General features: G+C 42.3%; 16 protein-coding genes. 2 read left to right on the top strand and 14 right to left on the bottom strand.

All coding sequences use genetic code 11. The features are described from left to right. Positions 1-57: 57 nt before the first annotated feature. From lpxB to rpsB, 14 genes are all read right to left on the bottom strand, one after another. Positions 58-1200, bottom strand: a complete 1143-nt coding sequence (gene lpxB, locus Q4591_RS10815) for a lipid-A-disaccharide synthase (RefSeq protein WP_303461032.1) — start codon at positions 1198-1200, stop codon at positions 58-60. An 8-nt stretch (positions 1201-1208) separates the two neighbouring features. Further along, entirely contained in the window at positions 1209-1979 is a 771-nt protein-coding gene (gene lpxA, locus Q4591_RS10810) for an acyl-ACP--UDP-N-acetylglucosamine O-acyltransferase (protein WP_102439644.1), read from the bottom strand. Then, positions 1976-2437 carry a 3-hydroxyacyl-ACP dehydratase FabZ gene (fabZ, locus tag Q4591_RS10805; protein WP_076542894.1) on the bottom strand — a complete coding sequence of 154 codons (462 nt, stop codon included), beginning with the start codon at positions 2435-2437 and terminating at the stop codon, positions 1976-1978. The genes lpxA and fabZ overlap by 4 nt, the downstream gene beginning before the upstream one ends. A 35-nt stretch (positions 2438-2472) precedes the next feature. Next, positions 2473-3492, bottom strand: coding sequence for a UDP-3-O-(3-hydroxymyristoyl)glucosamine N-acyltransferase (lpxD, locus tag Q4591_RS10800; protein ID WP_102439645.1), 1020 nt, complete (start codon positions 3490-3492; stop codon positions 2473-2475). Next, a complete protein-coding gene (locus Q4591_RS10795; protein WP_102439646.1) occupies positions 3492-3989 on the bottom strand; it encodes an OmpH family outer membrane protein in 498 nt (165 codons plus the stop codon). Before Q4591_RS10795 ends, lpxD begins: the two co-directional genes overlap by 1 nt. A gap of 56 nt (positions 3990-4045) precedes the next feature. Continuing rightward, complete coding sequence (gene bamA, locus Q4591_RS10790; protein WP_102439647.1) at positions 4046-6529, bottom strand: outer membrane protein assembly factor BamA; 2484 nt, start codon at positions 6527-6529, stop codon at positions 4046-4048. Between the two features lie 30 nt (positions 6530-6559). Next, complete coding sequence (gene rseP, locus Q4591_RS10785; protein WP_102439648.1) at positions 6560-7930, bottom strand: sigma E protease regulator RseP; 1371 nt, start codon at positions 7928-7930, stop codon at positions 6560-6562. Between the two features lie 14 nt (positions 7931-7944). Further along, a complete protein-coding gene (gene ispC / locus Q4591_RS10780; RefSeq protein WP_102439649.1) occupies positions 7945-9135 on the bottom strand; it encodes a 1-deoxy-D-xylulose-5-phosphate reductoisomerase in 1191 nt (396 codons plus the stop codon). 4 nt (positions 9136-9139) lie between these two features. After that, positions 9140-9997, bottom strand: coding sequence for a phosphatidate cytidylyltransferase (locus Q4591_RS10775; protein ID WP_102439650.1), 858 nt, complete (start codon positions 9995-9997; stop codon positions 9140-9142). 20 nt (positions 9998-10017) lie between these two features. Further along, positions 10018-10842, bottom strand: a complete 825-nt coding sequence (locus Q4591_RS10770) for an isoprenyl transferase (protein WP_102439651.1) — start codon at positions 10840-10842, stop codon at positions 10018-10020. A gap of 83 nt (positions 10843-10925) precedes the next feature. After that, positions 10926-11483 carry a ribosome recycling factor gene (frr, locus tag Q4591_RS10765; RefSeq protein WP_076542902.1) on the bottom strand — a complete coding sequence of 186 codons (558 nt, stop codon included), beginning with the start codon at positions 11481-11483 and terminating at the stop codon, positions 10926-10928. Between the two features lie 109 nt (positions 11484-11592). Next, entirely contained in the window at positions 11593-12330 is a 738-nt protein-coding gene (pyrH, locus tag Q4591_RS10760; RefSeq protein ID WP_076542903.1) for a UMP kinase, read from the bottom strand. Between the two features lie 67 nt (positions 12331-12397). Next, positions 12398-13249 carry a translation elongation factor Ts gene (gene tsf, locus Q4591_RS10755; RefSeq protein WP_076542904.1) on the bottom strand — a complete coding sequence of 284 codons (852 nt, stop codon included), beginning with the start codon at positions 13247-13249 and terminating at the stop codon, positions 12398-12400. A gap of 115 nt (positions 13250-13364) precedes the next feature. After that, the gene (gene rpsB, locus Q4591_RS10750; protein ID WP_076542905.1) at positions 13365-14093 is read right to left on the bottom strand and encodes a 30S ribosomal protein S2; all 729 of its coding nucleotides are present in this window, start codon (positions 14091-14093) and stop codon (positions 13365-13367) included. A gap of 330 nt (positions 14094-14423) precedes the next feature. Here rpsB and map point away from each other — a divergent pair, with 330 nt between their 5' ends. Both map and glnD read left to right on the top strand, forming a co-directional pair. Next, a complete protein-coding gene (map, locus tag Q4591_RS10745; protein WP_076542906.1) occupies positions 14424-15215 on the top strand; it encodes a type I methionyl aminopeptidase in 792 nt (263 codons plus the stop codon). Between the two features lie 22 nt (positions 15216-15237). Then, positions 15238-17817: a bifunctional uridylyltransferase/uridylyl-removing protein GlnD gene (gene glnD, locus Q4591_RS10740; RefSeq protein ID WP_102476176.1), complete on the top strand. Its 2580-nt coding sequence runs from the start codon at positions 15238-15240 to the stop codon at positions 17815-17817. The last annotated feature ends 2 nt before the right edge of the window (positions 17818-17819 follow it).

The following is a 17819-nucleotide window of genomic DNA, read 5'->3' as shown; positions in this document are numbered from 1 at the left end:
AAAAAAACCTGCTTGAGCGAATAACATCACTCAATCAGGCTTTAAAAATTACTGATATTAATCGAGTAAGTTAATTACCGCGTCAGCAGCTCTATCGCTGGCATTGCAGCGTAAACTGCGATGAATTTGCTCAAACTCTTGCTTAAGCGGCGTAAAATCTGCATTTAACTGCTCAATCACTGCAGCTGAAATATTCTCAGGATTACACTCATCTTGAACAATTTCAGGAATAAGCTTTTTGCCCGCGAGCAAGTTTGGCAAAGAGTAATGCTCAACTAACATCATGCGTTTAGCAATTTTGTAAGTCAGCGCATTAACCCGATAAGACATCACCATAGGCCTTTTAACCAGCATGGCTTCAAGTGCTGCAGTGCCTGATGCTAGTAAAATAGCGTCAGCTGCGGCCATGACTTCCCTTGATTGCCCTTCAATTAAATCGATAACCAAATCTGGTGCATACAGCTCAAGGGCGGCAATAAACTGCTCCTTACGGGCCTTATTAACCAGTGGCGTGACAAACTTAATATCTGGATAAGCTTGCTTAACAATCAGCGCCGCTTTAATAAAAGGTTCAGCTAACTGTTTTAGCTCACCACCGCGAGATCCAGGCAAAATGGCTAAATATTCTGCATTAGGGTCTAAACCCAGCAGTTTACGGGCAGCTAACTTATCGCTTTCAAGCGGAATATCATCCGCTAAAGTATGACCGACAAAGGTACATGGCACCTGATGTTTGTCATAAAACGCTTTTTCAAAAGGTAATAACGACAACACCATATTGGTGGCTTTTTCGATTTTGAAAATACGTTTTGGACGCCAAGCCCAGACCGACGGACTCACATAATGGACCGTTTTTATGCCTTTATTTTTTAACTTGAGTTCAACCCCAAGGTTAAAATCTGGCGCATCAATACCAATAAAGCAATCAGGTTTTGCTGCACAAATTTGCTCAATCAAACTGGCGCGCACTTTAAGTAAACGCGGCAGCCTTGCTAACACTTCAACAATCCCCATAACGGCAAGCTCTTCAAACGAAAAAAAGCTCTCGAAACCAAGAGCCTCCATTTGAGGACCACCAATGCCAATAAAGCGCGCATCTGGGTAGTGATTTTGTAGCGACTTAATTAAGCCTGCGCCTAAAATATCGCCGGAGATTTCTCCGGCGACCATAGCAAATACACGAGGGGTATTATTTGTCATTATCAATACTATCGAATGATCCCGCGAGATGAACCATTAATGAATTCAACCATGCCTTTAACGTATTCATCGGCTTCAGCGTCTTCAGTAATTTCAGCTAATGCTTCTTCAATCGTTAAATTTTTACGATATAGCGATTTATAGGTACGACGAATAGCATGTTGGGTTTCTTTAGTGAAACCTCGGCGCTTCAAACCTTCAACGTTCAGACCTCTTGGGATAGCTGGGCTACCGGCTGCCATCACAAATGGCGGCACATCTTGAAAGATGGTTGAAGAGCCTGCAGTAAACGCATGGGCACCAATATGTACAAACTGATGTACACCAGTCATGCCACCTAAAATAGCCCAATCACCAACATGTACATGGCCTGCAATAGAAGCATTATTTGCCATGATAATATTGTCACCTAACACACAGTCATGAGCGATATGCACATAAGCCATAAGTAGGTTATTTGAACCTATACGGGTTTCACTATTATCTTGAATGGTACCGCGGTGAATAGTCACGTTTTCACGAATGATATTATTATCACCCATGATTAAAGTTGTTGGCTCACCAGCATATTTCTTATCTTGGCATTCTTCGCCAATTGAAGAAAACTGGAAGAAACGATTGCCTTTACCAATGACACTTGGGCCTTTGATAACGACATGTGAACTAACCCAAGTATCGTCGCCAATTTCAACGTCAGCGCCAATATAACTCCAAGGGCCAATCGTGACATTGTTACCAATTTTTGCGTCTGGGTGAACGAATGCTAACTTATCAATCACTTGTTGATCTCTCTGCGTGCACACATGATTTCGGCTGAACAGGCTAGCTCGCCATCGACGAATGCTTGTCCTTCAAATACACCAATTCCTCGGCGCTCTTTAATCATTTTAACGTGGAAATGAATCTGATCACCTGGAGATACCACCCGCTTAAAACGTGCTTTATCAATACCAGCAAGTAAATATAAGACATCTGGTGATGGATCTGGACTCATGGTTTTAAATGCAAGCAAACCTGTTGCTTGGGCCATCGCTTCAATGATTAATACACCAGGCATTACTGGTTTAACTGGGAAGTGACCTTGGAAAAAAGGCTCATTAAAGGTGACATTTTTAATCGCATGTAAAGACTCACCTACGGTGTAATCTAGAACACGGTCAACTAACAAAAAAGGGTATCTATGAGGAAGATACTGAAGGATCTCTTCAATATCCATGGTATTTAATTGGTTTGACACGCTAATTCCTCGCAATGGCAATCATGCCATGACTTCTAATCTTGTATTTTCTTTTCAATCACTTTGACGCGATTAAATAATTCATCTAAATGACGGAAACGAACAGTATTGCGACGCCATGATTTGTTATCCATTGCAATTGTAGCAGATGAATACAAACCTGGTTTACGAATTTCGCTTGTCACATTGGTGCTGCCAGAGACATGGGTGCCGTCAGCAACCTTCAAATGGCCTGCGATACCGCTACCGCCACCAATAATACAGTACTTACCAAGAGTCGCACTACCGGCTAGGAATGAGGTTCCTGCAATAGCGGTATTTTGGCCGACAACACAATTATGGGCAATTTGAACTTGGTTATCGATGATAACGCCATCATGAATTTCTGTATGAGATAAAGCACCACGATCTACTGTGGTATTGGCGCCAATTTCTACATTATCGCCAATTCTTACACCACCAGTTTGTGGGATTTTGATCCAGTTACCGCGCTCGTTCGCATAGCCAAAGCCATCAGAACCAATCACGCAACCAGAATGAAAAATACATTGCTGACCAACAATCACATCATGATAAAAAGTCACATTGGCTTTTAAAATACAGCCAGAACCTATGATAGATTGCTCGCCAATAACACTACCTGCAGCAATTTGTACGTCATTACCAATAATGACATTGGCATCGATGACAACATTAGCCCCTATAGCGACATTCTCGCCCAGTTGCGCTGAGGCATCGATTTGTGCCGAGGGGTGGATACCTTTGGTAACTTTTGGGGTGGTATCTAAAAGTTGTGCTACCCGTGCAAAGCCCACGTATGGGTCTTTTAACACTAAAGCATTGCCGCTGTAATCTTCGGCATCTTTTTCACTCAATAACACCGCACCCGCTTGAGAGGTCTCAAGCTGGGCACGATATTTACTATTGGCTAAAAAAGAAAGTTGATCTGAGGCGGCATCTTCTAGGGTCGCAACACTGGTGATCACCAAAGTGTCGTCGCCTTTAACAGATGCGCCTAATAGCTGACCAAGCTCTTTTAAAGTCACGGTTTTCATTAGTTGCCTTTACTTAACGCTTGAACAACTTTATCACTGATATCAGCATCTGGCTTAACGTAGATAACTGCACCACGTTGCAATACGATGTCATAAGACTCTTTTGCAGCAATAGTATTAATCGCTTCTTGTACTTTAACTAAAAGCTTGTTTTGCTCTTCACCTTGACGACGACGCATATCTTCATCAAGTGCTTTGCCTTTTAATTGGAAATCAGACTTTAGTGATTCCATTTCACGTCCAAGCTCAGTTTTTTGACTTTCGCTCATTAACGCGCCATCACGTTGTTGCTTTTCAACTAATGTACGCATTTGTTCTTGCATTTTTTGTACGTCAGCAACTCGATCACCAAACTCAGTTTTTAGTGACTGTGAAATTTGTTCACGTTGAGGCAGTTGCTCAAATACTTCGCCCATATCAACCACAGCAATTTTTTCAGCATGTGCCATCATAGGTGCACTTAAAAATGCCATTGTTACTAACGCGCGATTTAACATCTTTTTCAAAATAGACTCCTTGTTATTATCAGCAAAACTTGCTGAGTGTATTTGTTTTAGAACGTTTTGCCAATGTTGAACGAAAATATCTCTGTTTCATCATCTTCGTACTCTTTAATCGGCCAAGCCAAGCTAAACACCATAGGTCCCATTGGTGATAACCATTGGACGCTCATACCCCAAGAGGCACGGATCCGACCTGGGTCGCTATAATCTTCCAGTTTGTCAAACTCATCCGCTGGAAGGTATCTATACGAGTCATAATCAAACTCGGTATCCCATACGTTACCAGCATCAACAAAGAAACTAGTACGTACTGAATTAGAATAAGCCTCATCCAAGAAAGGCGTTGGAACAATCATTTCCACACTGGCAGTCGCAATGGCATTACCACCAATAGAACGACCAGAACTCACTTGAATTCGGTTAGGATCACCTGGCAGTGTACAGCCGTCACCTGATGGATCTGGCGCACATGGCTCACTACCACGATATAAATAGAACGAACGAGGGCCGACAGAATTAGACTTAAAGCCACGTAATGAGCTACTACCACCTGAGTAATAGTTTTCCCAGAAAGGCAAAATTTGATCATTATCATTAAACTTACCATAACCATTGGCATAACCTAAGCGCGCTCGCGTTAGTAACACAAAGCTGTGGTTACGGGTTAATGGTAAGTAAAAGTTGGTATCAAAGTCAGTTTTAAAATACTGCAGATCCGACCCTGGAATGGTTGCTTTCGCACTTAGGCGCTGCGATGAACCATCTGTTGGGAAGGTGCCGCGGTTTAATGTACTGCGATACCAACCACCATTTATCTCAAAGTTATCAAAGGCTAAATCAGAATTCGGGTCATCAGACTCACGGTAAACATTATAGAAACGTAATGCTTGTTCGTAAGCAGAGATTTCTGAAATCGCGTTATGACGATAGCCGATACCACCATTTAAACGGTTATTTTCGTTTATCGGGAAGCCTGAGTTTACCGCGATGCCATAAGATTTATTCTTATAACGCTCAAGGTTAGCCTCGTTTGCATCAAACTCGTTCCAGAAGATACTGCCGCCTAAGCTCACACCATCTTTAGTAAAGTACGGGTCAGTGTAAGAGAAGTTAACGTTCTTAGAATACTTATTGGTATTTAAGTTAATACCCGCTTGGTTACCCGTACCTAAGAAGTTACTTTGCTGTACACCAAACTGCAGACTTAAGCCTGATTCAGTACCATAACCCACACCGGCGTTAAATGAACCAGATGGCTGTTCTTTCACATTGAAAGCCACATCCACTAAGTCATCACTGCCAGGTACTTGTACGGTTTCAGTATCAACTGTTTCAAAGTAACCTAAACGGTTTAACAATACTTTTGACTGCTCAACTTGAGCTGAGTTTAACCACGCACCTTCCATTTGACGTAGTTCACGACGCATTACTTCATCTTTAGTAACTGTGTTACCGCTGAAGTTAATTGAGCGCACGTAAACACGTTTACCAGGGTTAACATTAATGTTTAATGCAACCTCTTTGGTTTCGTCATTAATTTCTGGATAGGTTTTTACTTCAGGATAAGCATAACCAAAACGGCCTAAATACTTGCTGTACATTTCTTCGGTGAAGGTAACATCACCACCGTTGTACATATCGCCTTCTTTGATCGGCAAGATAGCCTTCATCAACTCTTCACGGCCCATTAAATCACCGGTTAAGTTAACTTCAGAGACCTCGTACTTATCACCTTCATCAACATTGATGGTGATGTACAAGCCTTTTCTATCAGGGGTCATTGCCACTTGGGTTGATGTTACCGCAAAGCGAATATAACCTTGGTTGTGATAGTAGGTTTTTACCGTTTCTAAATCAGCTTCAAGCTTTTGCTTTTGATAACGGCGCTCACCAAATAAGTCCCACCAAGCAACGTAATCTTTAAGCTCAAGTAAACCAATTAATTCAGAATCTGAAAAAACGGTATTACCCACTACGTTAATTTGGCGAATTTCAGCCGCTAAGCCTTCAGTGAAGTTAAATTTAAGTTCAACACGGTTACGAGGTAAGTTAATGACTTCTGCTTCAACTTTCGCGCCGTATTTACCCACACCGTAATAGAAATCTTGCAGGCCTTTTTCGATGCCTGACAACATGGTTCTATCAAGTGACTCACCGATTTTAATACCTGAGCCGTCTAAGCTTTCTTGTAACTGCTCATCTTTAATATCTTTGTTACCTTCAAAGGTAACAGCACTGATAGTGGCACGCTCTTTAACGGAAACAAGCAATACGCCATCTTCATGGCTAACACTGATGGTTTCGAAGTTGGTTGAGGCATACAAGCTTTTAATGGCTTGCTGTAATTTTACTTGGTCTACCGTATCGCCCACTTTAACGGGCAGGTTTAGCAAGGCAGCACCAAGTGCGACTCGCTGTAAACCATCAATCTGGATGTCGGTCACTTCAAATGGTTGGAAAGTTTCCGCCATACCATTGCCTGAAAATGACGCGCCGACTAAAATCATCGAGGCAAAAAGTTTATTCAATCTCATAGAGCACTTCTAATTATTTGTGTTCCCTGCTCAGAGTCTGGAAAAATCATTAAAGAGTGCAACACTCATCAACAATAACAGCATCGCTGCGCCAAACCTGAATCCTATGTCCTGTACCTTCTCCGGTACAGGCTTACCCGTAATCACTTCGATAAAGTAATACAGCAAGTGTCCCCCATCGAGCACTGGCAAAGGCATTAAATTAATGATGCCTAAGTTCACACTGATGAGTGCGATAAACCCAAGAAAGTACACAAATCCATAGTCTGCACTGGTACCAGCACCTTGAGCTATAGAAATAGGACCACTTAAGTTTTTCACCGACACATCGCCGGTAAACAGTTTTCCAATCATCTTAAAGCTGACAACCACCAGTTGCCATGTTTTATCAGCGGCTGCTGTGAAGGAATCTACTATGCCATACTCAAGCTGGAAGCGCATACTTTCCGGCCAATCAATTTGAGTAGGACTTACCCCGACCATGCCAATCACTTGGCCTGCAGCATTGGTTTGTGCTTGCGGGGTGACATTAAGGGTTAATGCTTGATTATCACGTAATATTTTTAGCTGCACCGTTTTATCGGCAGACTTTTGTATCACATCTACAAACGCATTCCAATCGCGGTATGGTTTACCATTGATGGCAGTAATTTCATCGCCAACCTGCATACCAGCATATTCTGCCGCGCTACCTTTGGTGATCAAGGCTATTATAGGTTCAATGGCTGGGCGATAAATACCTAAACCAATTGCACTAATTGGCGATTCTTTATCGGGGTCAAATGTCCATTGGCTAATATCAAGCGTATGGGATTGACCAATCTGGGCATCTGTGACGGCCGCATTAAGCGGTGTAAGACTGATCTCTAACGAATCGCCGCCAATATGACTCACTAACGCTAAATTAACTTCTTCCCAGTTTCTGACTTTTTGACCAGATACCGATAAAATTTGCATTGGCTCTTTAATGCTTATCTGCGCCGCAGGAGTATTGGCTTTGGTGGTATCAATAACAGGCTTTAAAGAAGGTACGCCAATGATGTACATAAGGTATAAGGCAACAATGGCGAACAAAAAGTTGGCCATGGGCCCGGCTGCCACAACCGCAATACGCTGCCAAACGGTTTTTCGATTAAAAGCTTGGTCGAGTAATTCCTCTGGGACTTCTTCTACTCGCTCATCAAGCATTTTGACATAACCGCCAAGCGGGATCATCGCCACAACGTACTCAGTGCCGTCTTTACCAACCTTGCGCCAAATGGCTTTACCAAAGCCAATAGAAAAACGTTCGACTTTTATGCCGCAACGGCGTGCAACCCAAAAATGTCCGTATTCATGAACTGTAATCAAAATACCTAATGCGACAATAAATGACCCTAGGTTCCATAAAAAATCTAACATTGTTCTCCTAAGAACTAGTTAATTGATTTAATTGCTTCATGAGCAATAGCACGTGCTTGTGCATCTAACTGTACAATATCTTCAATCGTCGATAACGACGACTGCGGCACTTTTAATAAACACGCTTCATTAACTTTAGCGATGTCAGTGAACTTGATTTGTTCAGCTAAAAAGGCTGCTACGGCAATTTCGTTAGCGGCGTTAAGTACTGTTGTCGCCTCTTGCCCTTGCTCACAAGCCTGCATTGCTAAGCCTAAACATGGGAAACGATTGAAGTCAGGTTCACAGAAGCTCAATTCTCGGACTTTGAAAAAGTCCAAAGGTTCAACTCCAGCGTTAATTCTTTCAGGAAAAGACATACAATGGGCAATAGGTGTACGCATATCTGGGTTACCCATTTGTGCGAGCACTGAACCATCTCGATATTGCACCATAGAGTGAATCACACTTTGCGGGTGAATAACCACTTTCAATTGCTCAGCCTTAGTATTGAATAACCAGCGCGCTTCAATAAACTCAAGACCCTTGTTCATCATGGTGGCTGAATCGACTGAAATTTTAGGTCCCATTGACCAATTAGGGTGATTACACGCTTGTGCTGGCGTCATGGATTGAAGCGCGGCTAAATCGGCGGTTAAAAATGGGCCACCAGAGCCTGTCAGTAAAATATGCGAAATACCAGATGCGGTTAAATCACAGTGCCCAAGGTTGGCTTGAATATCGGCAGGTAAGCACTGAAAAATAGCATTATGCTCACTATCGACCGGCAGTAGGGTCGCGCCACTTTGCACTGTAGCCTGCATAAACAATTCGCCAGACATGACTAAGGCTTCTTTATTTGCCAGCAATACCCGTTTGCCCGCTTTAACTGCGGCAAAGGTTGAAACAAGACCTGCTGCGCCGACAATCGCGGCCATAACCGTATCAACTTCAGAAGCCGTGACAAGACCTAATAACGCATCCTCACCTGTTGTCACCTTAGTGGCAATATTAGCAGGTATACGCTGCTGCAGCGCCTTAGCTGCAGATTCATCGACCATATGTGCATATACTGGTTTATGCTCGATACATAATGACAACATTTTATCGACGCTGGCATTGGCAACGAGACCATAAACCGCATATTGCTGTGGGTTTTGGCTAATAACACTTAACGTACTTGACCCAATGGAGCCAGTAGCGCCTAAAATGACCATATTTTGCATTGTATTAAATCCAGAATGCGATGTAGATAAGAGTGAAGATCGGTAGTGCAGCCGTTAAACTGTCCATTCTATCGAGTACTCCACCATGGCCTGGTAAAATAGTACCTGAATCTTTTATATCAGCAGCACGTTTAAACATGCTTTCAGATAAATCACCAAAGGCTGAAGCTAAAGCGGTTATCAGCGTAACGGTAATCACTAAAGCTAATTCTTGTTCTGGTGAGTAATACATCACCCCACATGCGACGACCAAGGTTGCTAATAAGCCACCAATCAAACCTTCAAGGGTTTTATTAGGGCTAACATTGGGCATCAATTTATGCTTACCAAATGCGCGACCAGCAAAATAAGCACCTGTATCAGCGGCCCAAACAACTAACATGACTAAAAAGACTAAGGTGCCGCCAAAATAAGGGTCAACATTACTGCTGATTGATTTGAGCGTAATGAGGGCAACAAAACAGGGAATAAGTGTTAGCTGACCAAACATCGACTTCAGCATTGGGCTGTTTTTCCATATGCTGTCAGTTTTAGGAAATGAAATAACTAAAAGTGCGCTTAAAAACCACCAAAAAGCACCAATAGCAATAATAGAGACAAAAATAGGGTGTAATTGGCCTTTAAGCCACATTGCATCCACAGGTACGATAAAGTTTAACGCTAATAAAATAACGGTGACTGTGACGGTAAATGTCCACTGGGTCACTTTACACTCAGGGTCAATAAAGCTGCCCCACTCTTTTGCGCCGATCATGAATACCGGCACCAAAACCCAAGCAAAATACTCTGCAGGCAGAAAGAAAATGGCCCCTATAACGAGAGGAAGTAACCATAATACTGTTATAATTCTTTGTTTTAACAAAAGTTTAGCCTCTTAATTCTTTATATAGCGCGAATTTCTTCGATTTGACTGCCTGTCAAACCAAAGCGGCGCTGTCTACTGGCAAATACAGCAAGGGCATCTTTAAACGCTTGCTCATTGAAATCTGGCCATAAGGTGTCAGTAAAGACTAACTCCGCATATGCAGCCTGCCATAAAATAAAATTACTGATGCGGTAATCACCGCCTGTCCGGATCATCAAATCAACTTCATTTTGTCCGTGCATGCACAGTTGTTGATTTAATAAATCTTCAGTTAACTCATCGGATGCTAAATCACCTTGGGCGACTTTATCCGCTAACTTTTGTGTCGCTTGTAAAATATCCCAGCGGCCACCATAGTTAGCAGCAACATTAAGCACTAAACCAGTATTGCCTGCCGTTTTTTGTTGTGCTTCATGGATCTGTTTTTGTAAACGTGCAGAAAAGCGGCTGATATCACCGATAATATTTAAACGCACTTGATTATTATGCAGTAGTTTGATTTCGCGCTGTAATACAGTGAAAAACAATTCCATCAGCAAACTGACTTCTTTATCAGGACGACGCCAATTTTCACTGGAAAAAGCAAACAAGGTTAACGACTCGATTTGTAACTGGCTCGCCACACTGACAGCCCGACGCACGGCCTTTACACCGGCCTTGTGGCCGAACACTCTTGGTTTACCTTGTTGCTGAGCCCAGCGGCCATTGCCATCCATAATGATGGCAACATGTTTAGGCAACGACTGTTTAACCACATCAGATAATTGCCCAGGCAATTGCTCTGATGAATCAATATCGGTATCTAATTGTGTTTCTGGCTCAAATCCAACAGTGGATGACATCTATTACAACCCTTTCAAATAGACAAACGCCGTGTAGTATAACCTTACACGGCGCTTCAACTCTAGCTTTGCTATGAGGAGAATTAGACTTCCATCAATTCTTTTTCTTTAACAGCTAAAATTCCATCAATATTCTTGATACTAGCATCGGTGAACTTCTGAATTTCATCTTCGCTACGGCGAACATCATCTTCAGTACACTCTTTTGCTTTCTCAAGCTTTTTAATTTCGCTGATAGCATCACGGCGAACGTTACGGACTGCAACACGGCCATTTTCAGCTTCACCACGAACCACTTTGATGAAATCTTTACGACGCTCTTCAGTCAATGCTGGTAATGGAATACGCATTGAGTTGCCGGCAGTCATTGGATTTAAGCCTAAATCAGAGCTCATAATCGCTTTTTCTACAGCTTGCACCATAGTAGCATCAAATACAGTTACATTTAGCGTACGTGAGTCTTCGATACCAATATTAGCAACTTGCTTAAGTGGTGTCATAGAACCGTAGTAAGAAACCTGAATTGAATCAAGTAAACTTGGGTGAGCACGGCCGGTACGCACTTTGGCCATTTGGTTTTTAGTTGCTTCAACACATTTGCTCATACGTTCTTGAGCATCTTCTTTAATTGTATTAATCACGTTAAATATCCTTTTGGTCACAAACACTTAATACCTGAACGGCACCTTGATAATGGTACACGGGTTGCCCTATGTCGATACCCGTTCAAGTTAAATTTCTAAGCCTGATTTAGCTTGATTTTTTAGCGCTAATATACGTGCCTTCTTCTTCACCCATGATAACACGGCGCAATGCACCTGGCTTATTCATGTTGAATACTAATATTGGCATGTTGTGGTCACGGGCTAGCGTAAATGCTGCTAAGTCCATTACCTTAAATTCGTTTTCTAACACTTCGTTGAAGCACAGGGTGTCGTATTTAACCGCTTCTGGATCCTTCATTGGATCAGCTGAATAAACACCATCAACTTTAGTGCCTTTAAGTACAACTTCAGCTTCAATTTCAATGCCGCGTAAGCAGGCTGCTGAATCGGTTGTACAGAATGGATTACCGGTACCCGCTGCAAAAATCACAACACGACCCGATTTTAATAAACTGATTGCTTCAGCCCAGTTGTAGTCATCACACACACCTTTTAAAGGAATGGCTGACATCAAACGTGCATTTACATAGGCACGGTGCAGTGCATCACGCATTGCAAGGCCGTTCATTACGGTTGCTAACATGCCCATATGATCGCCAACAACACGATTCATACCAGCTTGCGCTAAGCCTTCACCACGGAATAGATTACCACCACCAATTACAACCCCAACTTGAATACCTAACTCAACCAGTTCTTTGACTTCTTGAGCCATACGATCAAGTACTTTAGGGTCAATACCGAAGCCTTCTTCGCCCATCAAGGCTTCACCACTTAATTTTAAAAGAACGCGTCTAAATGCAGGTTTTGGATTGGTGCTCATAACTTTTTCCTAATTATAACAAAACCGCAGCGGTTGCTGCGGCTTTAGGGTATGAAGAGATGTTGAATTACGCTTTTTTAGTAGCGGCGATTTGTGCAGCAACTTCTGCAGCGAAATCTTCTTCTTTCTTCTCGATACCTTCACCCACTTCTAAACGAATGAAGTTAGATACTGTTGCGCCTTTCTCTTTAAGAATATCGCCAACAGTTTTCTTAGGCTCCATGATGTAAGCTTGACCAGTAAGAGAGATCTCACCAGTAAACTTCTTCATACGGCCAATAACCATCTTCTCAGCGATTTCTTGAGGCTTACCTTCGTTCATCGCGATTTCTACTTGAAGCGCTTGCTCACGAGCAACAACATCAGCAGGTACGTCAGTTGGATTAACGAATTCAGGCTTAGAAGCAGCAACATGCATTGCGATGTGCTTAAGTGTTTCAGCGTCAGCTTCACCCGTTACAACAACACCGATACGGTCGCCGTGACGGTAAGTCGCTTGAGTAGCGCCATCGATGTACTCGATACGACGAACGTTGATGTTTTCACCGATTTTAGCTACTAAAGCAACACGAGTTTCTTCAAACTGTGCTTTTAGCTCTTCGATTGTTACTTTAGATGCAGCAGCAACTTCAAGTACTTCGTTAGCAAATGCTAAGAAGTTACCGTCTTTAGCAACGAAATCTGTTTGGCAGTTAACTTCTAATAATGCTGTGTAGCCTTCAGCTTGCTTGATTAGAATTGTACCTTCAGCAGCAATGTTACCTGCTTTTTTAGCAGCTTTTGCAGCACCGCTCTTACGCATGTTATCAATCGCTAGCTCGATATCACCGTTAGTTTCAGTCAATGCTTTTTTACAGTCCATCATGCCAGCGCCAGTGCGGTCACGAAGTTCTTTAACTTGGGCAGCAGTAATTGCCATTGTTAAGTCCTCAAATTTGATTCGTTTAATATTTCATCTATAAAACAGGGGCCTAAAGGCCCCTGTTCACCAATTAATTATTGGCAAATAAGGGAGATGGTAACCATCAACCTTATTAAACAGTTTCTACGAAACCGTCTTGCTCAGCTTGAACAGCTAAATCTTGACCACGGCCTGAGTTAGCAGCTGCAGCAACAGAAGAAGTGTACAAACGGATAGAACGCATAGCATCATCGTTACCAGGAACGATGTAGTTAACGCCATCTGGAGCAGAGTTAGTATCAACAACAGCAACAACTGGGATACCTAAGTTGTTAGCTTCTTTAATAGCGATATGCTCGTGGTCAGCACCGATAACGAATAATACGTCAGGTAAGCCACCCATGTTTTTGATACCACCAAGAGATTTTTCTAACTTCTCTAGCTCGCGAGTACGCATTAACGCTTCTTTCTTAGTAAGCTTGTCGAAAGTACCGTCAACAGACTGGCTTTCTAGCTCTTTAAGACGTTTGATTGACTGACGAACAGTTTTCCAGTTAGTCAACATACCGCCTAACCAGCGGTGATCAACGTAGTACTGGTCACAAGAGATTGCAGCTTCTTTGATAGCTTCGCCAGCAGCGCGCTTAGTACCAACAAAAAGAACTTTACCTTTCTTAGAAGCAACATTGCTAATGAAAGCTAAAGCTTCGTTGAACATTGGTACAGTGTGCTCAAGGTTGATGATATGAACACCATTACGTGCACCGAAGATGAAAGGTTTCATCTTAGGATTCCAGTAACGAGTTTGGTGACCGAAGTGAACACCAGCTTGAAGCATGTCGCGCATTGAAACAGTAGTCATTTTATATACCTTAATTTGGGGGGTTAGACCTCCACGGATCCCATACCTTCGACCCTTGCCTAAAATAGACTAAGAGCACCCCGAAGAATGTGTCGATACGTGTGTGATTTAGTATTTAGTTAAATTGCCATCTATAACATGTATAATGGCCGCCATATTTTACTCTTAGTGAAGCAATAAGTGAAGAAAGCTTTGATGCTTAGTTCACTTTTATGTTTCGTTAAGACTTATACATAACGGCGCGCTTTATATCATAACTGGGTAAAAAGTACAAATTTTGCCACATTTTAAATGCGCTTTTTTGACAGCGACAACGGTAAGAGAAAATTCATGAGCATAGTTATCAAGACAGCAGAACAAATCGAAAAAATGCGTGTAGCAGGTAAATTAGCCGCTGACGTGTTAGAAATGATAGCCCCACATGTAAAAGTGGGAGTAACGACAGATGAGTTGAATGAAATCTGTGCTAAATACACTGAAGAACATGGAGCTATCTCTGCACCGCTGAACTATCACGGCTTTCCAAAATCAATCTGTACTTCGGTAAATGAAGTCGTGTGTCATGGTATTCCTGGCCCTTACATATTAAAAGACGGTGACGTGCTCAATATCGATATCACAGTGATCAAAGATGGCTTTCATGGCGACACCTCTAAAATGTTTTTAATTGGTGATGTTAGCCCTAAAGACAAACGTCTAGTTCGTATTGCTCAAGAAAGCCTTTATTTAGCCATTAAGAAAGTCAAGCCGGGTGCTAAGTTAGGTGAAATTGGCACTGCTATCGAAAAGTTCATTAAAGCCAGTAAATCTGGTTTAGACAAATACTCAATCGTGCAAGATTATTGTGGTCACGGCATCGGTGAAGGCTTTCACGAAGAGCCACAAGTGGTCCATTATAAAAACAACGACAAAACGGTTTTAAAAGAAGGCATGTGTTTCACAATCGAGCCAATGATTAATGCTGGACGCTACACAACGGTTTTAGATAAAGAAGATAACTGGACAGTGACCACTTCAGATGGTAAAAAATCAGCACAATGGGAACACACATTGCTAGTGACTAAAACCGGAGTCGAAGTACTCACACTACGTAATGAAGAAGAATTCCCAAGAACGCTTTAATTTTTAGGTAAAAAGGACGTCAATGAACACTGCGCTGGTAGCTAAAAACACCCTAGTCGATCTAAACCAGCGCTTATTGGCGCAATTTGCTCAAAAGCAGCCAATAACTGAACTCGTCAAAGAGCGATGTGTATTTGTTGATGAGCTATTAAAACAAGCTTGGCAATCGTTTTATACTAATGATCAGACGATTGCGCTCATTGCGGTGGGTGGATACGGCCGCGGTGAATTACACCCCCACTCTGATATTGATTTACTGATCCTGACCCAAACCGAAGCCAAGAACCTGCAAGCCCAAGAGCTTATCAGCCAATTTATCACTTACCTTTGGGATTCTGGCTTAGAGATCGGTCACAGTGTGCGCACCATTGAGCAAACCCTTGAGCTTGGCCTTAGCGATATCAGCACTGCTACTAACCTGCTTGAAGCTAGATTGTTATCAGGTGACGAAAGCTTATTTGATCAATTATATGACGCGATTCGTGAACATGATTTTTGGCCTTCTGACACATTCTTTCTTGCAAAAAAACAAGAACAGCAATATCGACATGCTAAAGCCAATGCCTTTGATTTAGAACCCAATATCAAGTCATGTCCCGGTGGCTTACGCGATATTCAAACTATAGCATGGGTGGCTATGCGCCACTTTGACGCCGCGTCATTACAAGAATTAGTCGGCTACGACTTTCTTGAGCCCATTGAATTAACCGAGTTACTGGAATGTCAGGATTTTCTCTGGCAACTGCGTTTTTCACTGCACATGATTGCTGGCAGAGATGAAAATAGGCTGCTGTTTGACTTACAAAGACAAGTTGCCGCAGCAATGGGTTATGAGGATGGGACTCAGCTCGCGGTCGAGCAAATGATGAAACGCTATTACCGCACAGTAAGACGGGTAATGGAATTAAATGAGATGTTGCTGCAGTTATTTAAGCGTGCAACCTTGCATCAAACTGCGCCGTTAACCATTCAGCCAATCAATGAAAACTATCAGCGCCGTGGTCACTTCATTGAAGTGCTCGATAATCAACTGTTTGAGCAACAACCTGAACAAATTATTAATTTATTTTTGTTAGTGGCCAAAAATTCTAATATCCAACGCATTTATGCCCCAACGCTGCGGCTTTTACGTAAAGCACGACGTGGCCTTAAGGGGCCACTACAAGATAACCCAGAGTGCAGAAAATGCTTAATGAGTATTTTAAAACACCCTCGTGGCATAACAGCTTTATCCTTGATGCATAAACACGGCATATTATCTTCATACTTACCCGCATGGCGTAACATCGAAGGTCAAATGCAGTTTGATTTATTTCATGCGTACACGGTTGATGAGCACACTCACCGCTTACTGCTCAACATTGACCGCTTTTCGCAAACTGAGCAGATAGATGAATTCCCCTTAGGCGCGATTTTAATTAATCAGTTGCCTAAAAAAGGCTTATTAGTTTTAGGCGCTATATTCCATGACATTGCTAAAGGACGAGGCGGCGATCATAGTAAGTTAGGCTCTAAAGACGCGCTGGATTTTTGTAAGCTTCATGGATTAAACGATCATGACGGCCGTTTAGTGGCTTGGTTGGTTGAAAACCATTTAGTGATGTCAGTCACCGCACAGCGCCGTGATATTTCAGATCCTGATGTGGTGGCCGTTTTTGCAGATAGAGTCCAAGATGCGGTGCATTTAAGTTATTTATATTGCTTAACTGTGGCCGATATTTGCGCGACAAACCACAAAGCATGGAATAATTGGAAAGGCTCGTTACTGCGGGATTTATATTTTTCAACTCAGCGCGTGTTAGCCAGAGGCAAAGAAAAGCCCATTGATGTGGCTGAGCGAGTCCAAGAAACCAAACAAAAAGCGCAAAAAGAGCTGCTACGACGTGGCGTAAAACAAAAAAATATTGATGCGTTATGGCTAAGGTTTAAAGACGATTACTTTTTACGTCATCAACCTAATCAGGTTTCATGGCATACAGAAGCCTTGTTGAAACACGACAAGCAAAAACCATTGGTGCTTATTTCAAAGCATACAACCCGTGGTGGCAGCGAGCTGTTTGTTTACGCCAAAGATAAACCCAAGTTATTTGCCACTGTTATGGCGGTGTTAGACAATAAAAACATTAATGTTCATGATGCTAACGTTATGACATCAAATGATGATTACGCCTTAGATACATTCGTTATCCTAGAGCAAGATGGCGAACCAATCAGCCAACTTTCCCGTATTCAGTCGATTAAAAAGTCACTTGAGAAGGCGTTAGCAGCACAAAAACCTAAACCGTCAAAATTTAGAAAGCTGTCACGGATCATGAAACCTTTTAATGTTCGTACCCAAGTAAGTTTCCTACCTGGGACTAACCATGATACAAGTATGATGGAATTAATCGCATTAGACTTCCCGGGCTTATTAGCCAGCGTCGGAGAAGTGCTGCATCGCTGCGATATCACCTTATTATCAGCTAAAATAACCACCATTGGAGAGCGCGCCGAAGATTTCTTTATCTTACAAAATAATGCCGGCAGCGAGCTCAATGAAACGCAACAAGCGCAACTATCTGAAGCCCTCTTAGGAGCGCTTTCAACACCTTTACCACAATAAAC

This window comes from Shewanella sp. 3_MG-2023 (assembly GCF_030548765.1).
GTDB lineage: Bacteria > Pseudomonadota > Gammaproteobacteria > Enterobacterales > Shewanellaceae > Shewanella.
This window is presented reverse-complemented; position numbering and strand designations above follow the sequence as displayed.

Excerpts from the sequence above, each read along its gene's own strand:
- map (WP_076542906.1), top strand. The coding sequence starts at position 14,424 with ATGAGCATAGTTATCAAGACAGCAGAACAAATCGAAAAAATGCGTGTA.
- lpxB (WP_303461032.1), bottom strand. The coding sequence starts at position 1,200 with ATGACAAATAATACCCCTCGTGTATTTGCTATGGTCGCCGGAGAAATC.
- glnD (WP_102476176.1), top strand. The coding sequence starts at position 15,238 with ATGAACACTGCGCTGGTAGCTAAAAACACCCTAGTCGATCTAAACCAG.
- rpsB (WP_076542905.1), bottom strand. The coding sequence starts at position 14,093 with ATGACTACTGTTTCAATGCGCGACATGCTTCAAGCTGGTGTTCACTTC.
- tsf (WP_076542904.1), bottom strand. The coding sequence starts at position 13,249 with ATGGCAATTACTGCTGCCCAAGTTAAAGAACTTCGTGACCGCACTGGC.
- Q4591_RS10770 (WP_102439651.1), bottom strand. The coding sequence starts at position 10,842 with ATGTCATCCACTGTTGGATTTGAGCCAGAAACACAATTAGATACCGAT.
- ispC (WP_102439649.1), bottom strand. The coding sequence starts at position 9,135 with ATGCAAAATATGGTCATTTTAGGCGCTACTGGCTCCATTGGGTCAAGT.
- pyrH (WP_076542903.1), bottom strand. The coding sequence starts at position 12,330 with ATGAGCACCAATCCAAAACCTGCATTTAGACGCGTTCTTTTAAAATTA.
- lpxD (WP_102439645.1), bottom strand. The coding sequence starts at position 3,492 with ATGAAAACCGTGACTTTAAAAGAGCTTGGTCAGCTATTAGGCGCATCT.
- rseP (WP_102439648.1), bottom strand. The coding sequence starts at position 7,930 with ATGTTAGATTTTTTATGGAACCTAGGGTCATTTATTGTCGCATTAGGT.
- Q4591_RS10795 (WP_102439646.1), bottom strand. The coding sequence starts at position 3,989 with ATGTTAAATCGCGCGTTAGTAACAATGGCATTTTTAAGTGCACCTATG.
- bamA (WP_102439647.1), bottom strand. The coding sequence starts at position 6,529 with ATGAGATTGAATAAACTTTTTGCCTCGATGATTTTAGTCGGCGCGTCA.